Here is a 9,082-nt window from a genome sequence, read left to right as displayed (position 1 = left end):
ACGCCAACGCCAACGCCAACGCCAACGCCAACGCCAACGCCAACGCCAACGCCAACGCCAAGACGATGCTGTGCGCAGGCCAGGCGACCAGGCCGCCATTCGCGAAATCTTAAGATGTTTGGGAAATTTTGGTCGGAGTGGCAGGATTCGAACCTACGACCCCTGCCTCCCGAAGACAGTGCTCTACCAGGCTGAGCTACACTCCGACCGTGCCGCGCCGGATATCCAAAGCGCGGGGCTTTGGCAAGAGGTCAATCGCGGCTTTTCGCGCGGATCCGCGCGAGGCGCAGAAGCGCGTCGATCCGGGGCCAGGTGCCGGTCTCGAAGCGCATGCGTGTGCGGCTGACCGGGCGGTTGGCCGAAGCCTCGGGCCGGCCTTCGCGGATCACGATGTAGAGGCCCGAACCGATGATGATCGCCGCCCCCAGAATCGTCGCCTGGTCGAGGCTCTCGCCGAAAAGGAGCGTGCCGAAGATCACCGCCCAGAGGATCTGGGAATACTGCATGGGGGCGACGATCACCGCCTCGCCCTCGCGATAGGCGTAGATCATCAGGGCCGCGCCGGCGAAGCCCAGGACCGCGAGGCCGGCGTTCAGCGCCAGGTCCGCCACGGGCATGGGCACATAGACCAGAGGAAGGAGCGCGCCCATGACGGCAAAATTCGCCAGCGTCGGATAGAGGATCAGCACCGCGGTGCGTTCTTCCTGCCCGATCTTGCGCGAGATGATCGAGGCGAGCGCACTGCCGAAGGCGGCAAAGAGCGCGGCCATATGGGCAAGCGTCAGCTCGGTCGTACCGGGACGCAGGACCACGATGACCCCGCTCAGGCCGACGATCACGGCGGCCCAGCGGCGCAGGCGCACGCGTTCGCCGAGGATCGGGATCGCGAGGATGGTGATGAAGAGAGGTGCCGCGAAGATGATCGCATAGACCTGGGCGAGCGGCAGGTTGGAAAAGGCGTAGAAAGCCGAGCCGCCGGTGACCACCGCGGCGCCGGTGCGCAGCGCCACCCACCAGGGGTGCACCGGGCGCAGGTGGCCCGGTTCGGAATCGCTGATCAGCATGAGGCTGATGAGCGGGAAGCCGAAAAGCACGCTGAAGAAGAGGATCTGCACCGGGCTGTAGGCGCCGCCGAGCACCTTGACGACCAGGTCATGCGTGGCGAAGGCCGCGAAACCCGTCAGCGCGATCAGCGCGCCCCTGGCGTTCGGTCCCATGTCGCACTCCTCCGGGCGCGCCCGCCGCGCCACTGCTTCGCAAGGAACCCCGGATCGGCGGGATCTTCAAGGCGGGGGCGCGGAGAAAGCGGGGTCCGGCTGGCTGGTGCCGCTGGTGATGCACCTGGGGTGCGGTGCGGGCGCCTATCGGGCACCGGGGTAGGCCGCGGCCGGCGGGTGCGGGGACCCGCCGGCCGGCCCGGGATCAGAGGGAGGCCTCGAGCTTTGCGACAATCGCGTCGCCCATCTCGGCGGTGGAGACGGGGGCGACGCCCTCTTCGCCCAGCAGATCGGCGGTGCGCAACCCGTCGGCGAGCACTTCTTCGACCGCGCGCTCGAGGCGGGCGGCCTCGTCGCCCTTGTCGAAGGAATAGCGCAGCGCCATGGCGAAGGAGAGGATGCAGGCGATCGGGTTCGCCTTGCCCTGCCCCGCGATGTCGGGCGCCGAGCCGTGCACCGGCTCGTAAAGCGCCTTGGGCCGGCCGTTCCCCATCGGCGCGCCGAGCGAGGCCGAGGGCAGCATGCCCAGCGAACCGGTCAGCATGGCGGCGAGGTCCGACAGCAGGTCGCCGAAGAGGTTGTCGGTCACGATCACGTCGAACTGCTTGGGCCAGCGGGTCAGCTGCATGGCGCCGGCGTCGGCATACATGTGGCTGAGCTCCACGTCCGGGTAATCCTGGCCGACGCGGTTCACCACCTCGCGCCAGAGGATGCCCGATTCCATCACGTTGGCCTTCTCCATCGAGCAGAGCTTGCCGCCGCGCTTGCGGGCCAGTTCGAAGGCCGAGCGCGCGACGCGGTCGATCTCGCTTTCGGTGTAGCGCTGGGTGTTGATGCCGACGCGCTCGTTGCCCTCTTCGAAGATGCCGCGCGGCTCGCCAAAGTAGACGCCCGAGGTCAGCTCGCGGACGATCATGATGTCGAGCCCGGCGACCACCTCCTGCTTGAGCGAGGAGAAATGCGACAGCGCGTCGAAACACTGCGCGGGGCGCAGGTTGGCGAAGAGGTCCATCTCCTTGCGCAGGCGCAGGAGGCCGCGCTCGGGCTTCACCGAGAAGTCCAGCTCGTCATACTTCGGCCCGCCGACGGCGCCGAGCAGCACCGCGTCGACCTCTTGCGCGCGGGCCATGGTGTCGTCGTGCAGGGGCGTGCCGTGCTTGTCGTAGGCCGCGCCGCCGACCAGATCCTCGCTGACCTCAAAAGCCAGGTCCCGCTTTGCCCCGTACCAGTCGATGATCTTGCGGACCTCGGCCATGACTTCCGGGCCGATCCCGTCACCGGGCAGAATGAGAAGCGAGGGGGTGCTCATGGGCGGCGTCCTTTGCGGAAAAATGCGTTCACTTTCGGGTAAGCAAAGCCCGCCGCGGCGTCAAGAATCGGGGGGCTCGGGGCCGGGGCTTCTCAGGCTGACCCAGACGGCGCGATGCGGGCCGGCATCCGGCAGGATCGGGCCGAGACCGGCGCGCAAGAGCGACAGCCGCGCGTCGGGCAGCACATAGCTGACGCGCAGCGGGCCGGGCCCACCCTGCCAAAGCGCGGTGGGCTGGCCGGGCAGCGGATCGACAAGCCGCGGATGGGTCAGGAGCGCGCGGATCGCCTCGTGCCGCCCCTCGCCGCGCGCGGGATCGAGGTTGGCATTGCCGATCAGGACCACCGGGCCTTCGGGCGGCGGCTCCTCCAGCGCGCCCTCCAGCAAGCGCAGCCAAAGCGCCAGCTCGTCGTGATTGCGCCTGCCGTTGCGGTCCTCGGGCCCGTCGAAGACCGGCGGCGTGGCGTGAAACCCCAGAAGCGTCAGCGTCCCGCCGCCCGGCAGCGCCAGCGGCACGACCCAATGCCCGGTGCTGGAGAGCCGCTGCACCCCGGCGCCCGGATCCTCCGGCGTCATGAGGGTGCCGGGCAGGTCCTCCCAAAGCAGCCCCGAGAGATCCCGCGCGGGCCCCGGCGGCAGGCGCGAGAGCAGCGCCATGCCGCCCTCGCCCGCGAACCAGCCGTAGCCCTGGGCATCGCGCGGCTCGCCCAGCGCGCCGTTGCCGTCGAGGTCGCGCCCTGTCGGCATGCCGGTGTTGGGCCGAAGCGCGAAGAGATGCGGATAGGGCCGAGCCAGGCTGTCGTTCAACGCGGTGAGCGCCCGCAGCCCGTGGTCGTAGTCCACATCCGTCAGCAGCAGCACATCGGCATCGAGCGCGGCGATTCCCTGGGTGATGGCGGCAAGATCGGGGGCTTCGCCGCGCAGGAGATCGCGCAGGAGCAGCCCCGGCCCCTTGCGGGTCAGCGGCGCGTGCCAGGTCGCGATGCGGAGGGGATCACCGGCCGCGAGCGGCGCGGGCGCGAGGCCCAGCGCCAAAATCGCGGCAAGGATCAGGCGGACTGCAAGACGTCCGACTGCGCATAGGCGCGGCGGCGCTTTTCCTCGATCAGCTCGACCACGCGCCAGAGCGCCACGCCGCGCATGATCAGGGCGGTCGGAAGAAAGGCCCATGCGGTCATCACCCAGATCAGCGCCTGCGGATCACCGATCGGCAGGCCCATGCCCAGACCGTCGAGCGATTTCAGGACGGCCGGGATCAGGAATGGCAGCAAGAACCCTAAGGCCACGTTAACATGGGCGTCGCGTTTCAGCCGGTAGACCACGTCGCCGCCGGTCGTCGGGTCGAAAAGCGGCAGGTTCACCCAGACGTTGAAGGCCTTCTTGCGGATCGGCCAGCCGAGGATGCGGATCAGCGGCACGAAGATGCAGAGCGTGAAGAGCCCGACCAGATAGGCCAGCCCGGCGAGCGCGCGCAGAAGCTCGACAAAGGGCTGCGGCGCGGTCTCCGGGGCGATCAGCACCGCCAGCCGCACAGGCGAGAAGGGGAAATCCATCGCATGGCCGACCTTGGCGCCGAGGTTGGCGGCGGCATAGCCGACCGCGGTCGGCGCATGGGTCTGGCGCACCACCAGCGTCAGAAGCACCAGCATGGCAAAAAGCGCGAAGAAGCGCATGCGGTTGAAGGGCGGCGCGTCGCGGAACTCGATGAAGCTCGGGGCGGAGCCGAAATATTCCAGGAAGGTCAGCCCGCCGGCAACAAAGGCCGCGAACATGAAGATCTGCGAATCCTCGGCCGGCACCCCGGGCAGAAGCAGCCCGGGCATGGCCACGATCCAGGCCATAAGCAGGGCGCGCAGCCCCGCGCTGAAAACGCGTGCGATCAAGAACCTGCCCTCATGCGCCGAGCGGGAGCGATGCGATGCCGCGCCCTTGTCCCGACCTTTGGCCGCCTTTTGGCGGCGCTGTGCCTCAGTTTTGCCCAAATCTTGCCGCCTTTCCGACAAGTGCTCAAGATCACTGACGGATTTTGCAGACAAATCTGACCTTAATGAGGTCCGGCTGGTGCCAAAATACATCTGCCGCGTGTGAGGCCCCATCAAAAACGGCCGCGGGCGGGTGCCGCGGCCGTTCGAAGTTTGTCAAAGGCAGGCGCCGGGATCAGACCCAGGGACGCTCCTGCGCGACGCGGGATTCATAAGCGTCGATCTCGCTGGCCTTCTCGAGGGTCAGCGCGATGTCGTCGAGCCCCTCCAGCAGGCAGTGCTTGCGGAAGGGATCGACCTCGAAGGGGATGACCTCCCCGTCCGAAGTGGTCACCGTCTGCGCCTCGAGGTCGACGGTCATCCGGGCGTTCTGGCCCTTCTCGGCGTCCTTCATCAAGAGGTCCACCTGCTCCTGCGGCAGGCGGATCGGCAGGATGCCGTTCTTGAAGCAGTTGTTGTAGAAGATCTCGGCGAAGCTCGGCGCGATGACGCAGCGGATGCCGAAATCCTTGATCGCCCAGGGCGCATGTTCGCGCGAGGAGCCGCAGCCGAAGTTCTCGCCCGCGACCAGCACCTCGGCCTCGCGGTATTGCGGCTTGTTCAGCACGAAGTCGGGCACCTCATTGCCGTCGTCGTCGTAGCGCATCTCGTCGAAGAGGTTCACGCCGAGACCCGACCGCTTGATCGTCTTCAGGAACTGCTTGGGGATGATCATGTCGGTGTCGACATTCACCAGCGGCAGGGGCGCCGCGACCCCGGTGATCTTTTCGAACTTGTCCATGTCCTATTCTCCTTGTCCGGAGCGCGATGCGCCGGAGTCAGCTCAGCGCGCGGACGTCGGTCAGACGGCCGGTGACCGCCGCCGCCGCCGCCATCGCGGGGCTCATCAGGTGGGTGCGGCCGCCGCGGCCCTGCCGGCCCTCGAAGTTGCGGTTCGAGGTCGAGGCGCAGCGCTCGCCCGGGGCCAGCTGGTCGGGGTTCATGCCGAGGCACATGGAGCAGCCCGCGAGCCGCCATTCGAAGCCCGCGTCGATCAGCTTCTGGGCGATGCCCTCTTCCTCGGCCTGGGCGCGCACGAGGCCCGAGCCCGGCACGATCATGGCGCGGATGCCCTCCTTGACGTGGCGGCCCTCCATGATCTTGGCGACCTCGCGCAGGTCCTCGATCCGGCCATTGGTGCAGGAGCCGATGAAGACCGTGTCGATCTCGATCTCGGAGAGCTTGGTGCCCGGCTTCAGGCCCATGTAGTCGAGCGAGCGCTTGGCCGCCTCGACCTTGCCGCCGGCAAAGCTGGACGGATCCGGCACCTCGGCGTCGATCGGCAGGGCGTCCTCGGGCGAGGTGCCCCAGGTGACGACCGGCGCGATGTCCTCGCCGGCGATGGTGACGACCTTGTCCCAATGCGCGTCATCGTCGGAGTAAAGCGTCTTCCACCAGGCCATGGCCGCTTCCCACTGGGCGCCCTTGGGCGCATGCGGACGGCCCTGCACGTAGTCGAAGGTGGTCTGGTCCGGCGCGATCAGGCCGGCGCGGGCGCCGCCTTCGATCGCCATGTTGCAGATCGTCATGCGGCCTTCCATGGAAAGCGCCTGGATCGCCTCGCCGCAGTATTCGATCACGTAGCCGGTGCCGCCGGCGGTACCGGTCTTGCCGATGATCGACAGCACGATGTCCTTGGCGGTCACCCCGGGCGAGAGCTTGCCGGTGATCTCCACCTTCATGTTCTTCGACTTCGACTGGATCAGCGTCTGGGTCGCGAGCACATGCTCGACCTCGGAGGTGCCGATGCCATGGGCCAGCGCCCCGAAGGCGCCATGGGTGGCGGTGTGGCTGTCGCCGCAGACGATGGTCATGCCGGGAAGGGTCCAGCCCTGCTCGGGACCGATGATATGCACGATGCCCTGGCGGATGTCGGAGACCGGGTAGTAGTGCACCCCGAACTCCTTGGCGTTCTTGTCGAGCGCCTCGACCTGGATGCGGCTTTCGGCGTTCTCGATGACCTTGTCGCGCCCTTCGGTGGTCGGCACGTTGTGGTCCGGCACGGCGATGGTCTTCTCGGGCGCGCGCACGCTCCGGCCCGACATGCGCAGGCCCTCGAAGGCCTGCGGGCTCGTCACCTCGTGCACGAGATGGCGGTCGATATAGAGATGCGTGGTGCCGTCCTCGGCTTCATGGACGACATGGGCGTCCCAGATCTTGTCGTAGAGGGTCTTTCCGGCCATTGGGGGTCTCCCCGCGATATATTGGCGATTGTAGTCGAAAATCGGATGTCGATCACGGCGGCGCAGCGGCGCGGCCTTGGCCGGCGGCGCCCGTCGCGGGCCCCGCGCGGCGCGCGCGCATCATAGGCGGGCGAGCACCGTGTGGGTGGTCGCGCCGAAGAACCGCTCCTTGAGGCGGGTCCGATCGCCGATATCGAAGATGCGTTCCATGGAGCATGGCAATAGCGCCTCGCCGCCCCTGCCGCAAGGCCGCGCGGCGCTGCGCGATAGCGTCGCAGAGGCTTTGCGCCCCTTGGAGCCCCCGCGACCAATGTCTATGTCTGCGCAGTCCCGAACCCGGAGCCCCGCCCGTGCAAAGCTGGCTGAACATCGTGCATGTCTGCCTGATCGCCACCCTCGTGGCGGCGGCGCTCTTCGTCTGGACCAGCCATCTCGACGCCGGACCCGAGGCGCTGGAGCTGCGGCAGGACCTGGCCGCGGAATGAGCGGCGCGCGGCGGGCGGGGTGTTGAGGCGATCGGGCTTGCGCGGTGTTTGACGCCGGGCTGTCTTGCCGGCCTTTTCCATTCCTGAAAATTGGCGATCCGCCCTGCTCTTTCGGCGCGAGGGCTGATGCCACCGCGCGCGGAGTCTATTGCCCGGCCAAGGTGTATTTTCTCCCTGCCACACCTGGCGCGACACAGCTTCCCTCCCCGCCCGCGCGGCTTGCGTAATGATCCGCCAGCGCATTGAATACGGGGCATGATTGAGACCGCGCCCCGCCGATGATCCCCGAGACGCTCCCCGCCGAGCTGCGGCAAATCCTCGAGAGCCTCCTTGCCCAGGGCGAGCTTTTCCTCGCGGGGCTAATGCGGCCCTGGAACCTCTACCAGATCGTCATCGCGCTGGCGCTTTTCGCCGCGGCGCACCTGGCCTCGCGCATGGTCGCGCCGCGCGTGCACGGCTGGATGCGCGGGCTCGAGGGCGTGGCAAAATGGCGGATGCGGATCCTGGTGCTCTTGCAGCGGCGCATCCGCATGCTGTTCTTCGCGCTCCTGCTCTGGGCCACGGTCTGGCTCATGCGCGAGGTGACCTGGCCCTCGCGCTCCTACCTGCTGGGCATCTTCGCGGAACTGGCCACCGCCTGGGTCTTCATCGCCGTGGCGACCCGGCTGATCGGCAACCCGGTGATGCGCAGCCTGGTGCGCTACGGCGCCTGGACCTGGGTCACCCTGTCGATCCTGAACCTGACCGAGGCCGCGCGGCAGGCGCTCGATTCCATCGGGGTGAGCTTCGGCGAGGGGCGGCTGACGCTCTGGCTGATCCTGCAGGCGCTGGTCCTGCTGATCGCGCTGGTGACGCTGGCGCGCTTCGCCGCAACGGTCTCGGCGGCGCGGATCCGCACCAACCAGGACATCTCGCCCTCGATGCAGGTCCTGGCGGTGAAATTCCTTCAGGTGCTGCTTTACGGTGCCGCCTTCTTCGTGGCGCTAAAGCTCGTCGGCGTGGATCTGACCGGGCTTGCGGTGCTTTCGGGCGCGATCGGCGTGGGCCTCGGCTTCGGGCTGCAGAAGGTGGTCTCGAACCTGGTGTCAGGCGTGATCATCCTCCTCGACAAGTCGATCAAGCCCGGCGACGTGATCTCGCTCGGCGAGACCTTCGGCTGGATCAATTCGCTGGGCGCGCGCTACGTCTCGATCACCACGCGGGACGGCAAGGAATACCTGATCCCCAACGAGGACCTGATCACCGGGCAGGTGGTGAACTGGTCGCATTCCAACGATTTCGTCCGGCTCGATATCCATTTCGGCACCGCCTACGGCGACGACCCGCACAAGGTGCGCCGGATCGCCGTGGAGGCCGCCGCCGCGACCAACCGGGTGCTCGCCGACCGGCCGCCCGTTTGCCATATCGTCGGCTTCGGAGACAGTTCGGTCGACTACATCCTGCGGTTCTGGATCCGCGACCCCACCGGCGGGCTGACCAACATCCGCGGCAATGTCTACCTGGCGCTCTGGGACGCCTTCCAGGAGCACGGGATCTCCATCCCCTTCCCTCAGCGCGAGGTTCGGGTGCTGGAGGGCTCCGAGCTGGCAACGCGGGCGGTGGATTAGGGGGGCTGGGCTGTTTTGGCCCTGGGGGAGAGCGCCCTGGGCAGGCGATGGGGGCGGCGGATGCCTCCCGTCCGGTGAGGGGGGCACGGACCCAGCCACCTATTCCAGCTTCGCTCACCACCCAGCCCCAACCTCAAAGGCAAAAGGCGCGCGCAGTAACAAAGTACGGAGGCGCAAACGCCCAACTTGGTCACAAGCTCAAAGACCGCCCCCTCCACCCTCTCAACCAGCACCGCCCGAGGGCGCGCGCCGGACCGGGG

The 9,082-nt window shown here is 67.8% G+C and carries 8 protein-coding genes and 1 tRNA gene; 2 read left to right on the top strand and 7 right to left on the bottom strand.

Going from position 1 to position 9,082, the window contains the following annotated elements; all coding sequences use genetic code 11:
- Nucleotides 1–129: 129 nt before the first annotated feature.
- The 7 genes from LR948_RS13610 to leuC all read right to left on the bottom strand — a co-directional run bounded on the left by LR948_RS13610 (nt 130) and on the right by leuC (nt 6,730).
- A tRNA-Pro gene (locus LR948_RS13610) sits at nt 130–206 on the bottom strand.
- 45 nt (nt 207–251) lie between these two features.
- Nucleotides 252–1,217, bottom strand: a complete 966-nt coding sequence (locus tag LR948_RS13605) for a DMT family transporter (protein ID WP_232754614.1) — start codon at nt 1,215–1,217, stop codon at nt 252–254.
- Nucleotides 1,218–1,422: 205 nt separating this feature from the next.
- Nucleotides 1,423–2,526 carry a 3-isopropylmalate dehydrogenase gene (gene leuB, locus LR948_RS13600; protein WP_232754613.1) on the bottom strand — a complete coding sequence of 368 codons (1,104 nt, stop codon included), beginning with the start codon at nt 2,524–2,526 and terminating at the stop codon, nt 1,423–1,425.
- A 60-nt stretch (nt 2,527–2,586) separates the two neighbouring features.
- Nucleotides 2,587–3,561, bottom strand: a complete 975-nt coding sequence (locus LR948_RS13595; RefSeq protein WP_232754612.1) for an endonuclease/exonuclease/phosphatase family protein — start codon at nt 3,559–3,561, stop codon at nt 2,587–2,589.
- Between the two features lie 14 nt (nt 3,562–3,575).
- Nucleotides 3,576–4,409 carry a hypothetical protein gene (locus tag LR948_RS13590; protein ID WP_232754611.1) on the bottom strand — a complete coding sequence of 278 codons (834 nt, stop codon included), beginning with the start codon at nt 4,407–4,409 and terminating at the stop codon, nt 3,576–3,578.
- Between the two features lie 274 nt (nt 4,410–4,683).
- Nucleotides 4,684–5,289 (bottom strand): 3-isopropylmalate dehydratase small subunit, encoded by a 606-nt coding sequence (leuD, locus tag LR948_RS13585; RefSeq protein ID WP_232754610.1) that lies wholly within the window; start codon nt 5,287–5,289, stop codon nt 4,684–4,686.
- A gap of 37 nt (nt 5,290–5,326) precedes the next feature.
- Nucleotides 5,327–6,730, bottom strand: coding sequence for a 3-isopropylmalate dehydratase large subunit (gene leuC / locus LR948_RS13580; protein ID WP_232754609.1), 1,404 nt, complete (start codon nt 6,728–6,730; stop codon nt 5,327–5,329).
- 350 nt (nt 6,731–7,080) lie between these two features.
- On the opposite strand from leuC, the gene LR948_RS18905 reads away from it, so the two are divergent.
- Together LR948_RS18905 and LR948_RS13575 are read left to right on the top strand one after the other, a co-directional pair.
- Nucleotides 7,081–7,215: a hypothetical protein gene (locus LR948_RS18905; protein ID WP_255702993.1), complete on the top strand. Its 135-nt coding sequence runs from the start codon at nt 7,081–7,083 to the stop codon at nt 7,213–7,215.
- Between the two features lie 278 nt (nt 7,216–7,493).
- On the top strand, nt 7,494–8,822 hold the full coding sequence (locus LR948_RS13575) for a mechanosensitive ion channel family protein (protein ID WP_232754608.1): 1,329 nt from the start codon (nt 7,494–7,496) through the stop codon (nt 8,820–8,822).
- The last annotated feature ends 260 nt before the right edge of the window (nt 8,823–9,082 follow it).

The sequence above is a fragment of the Roseivivax sp. GX 12232 genome (assembly GCF_021272185.1).
Lineage (GTDB): Bacteria > Pseudomonadota > Alphaproteobacteria > Rhodobacterales > Rhodobacteraceae > Roseivivax.
This window is presented reverse-complemented; position numbering and strand designations above follow the sequence as displayed.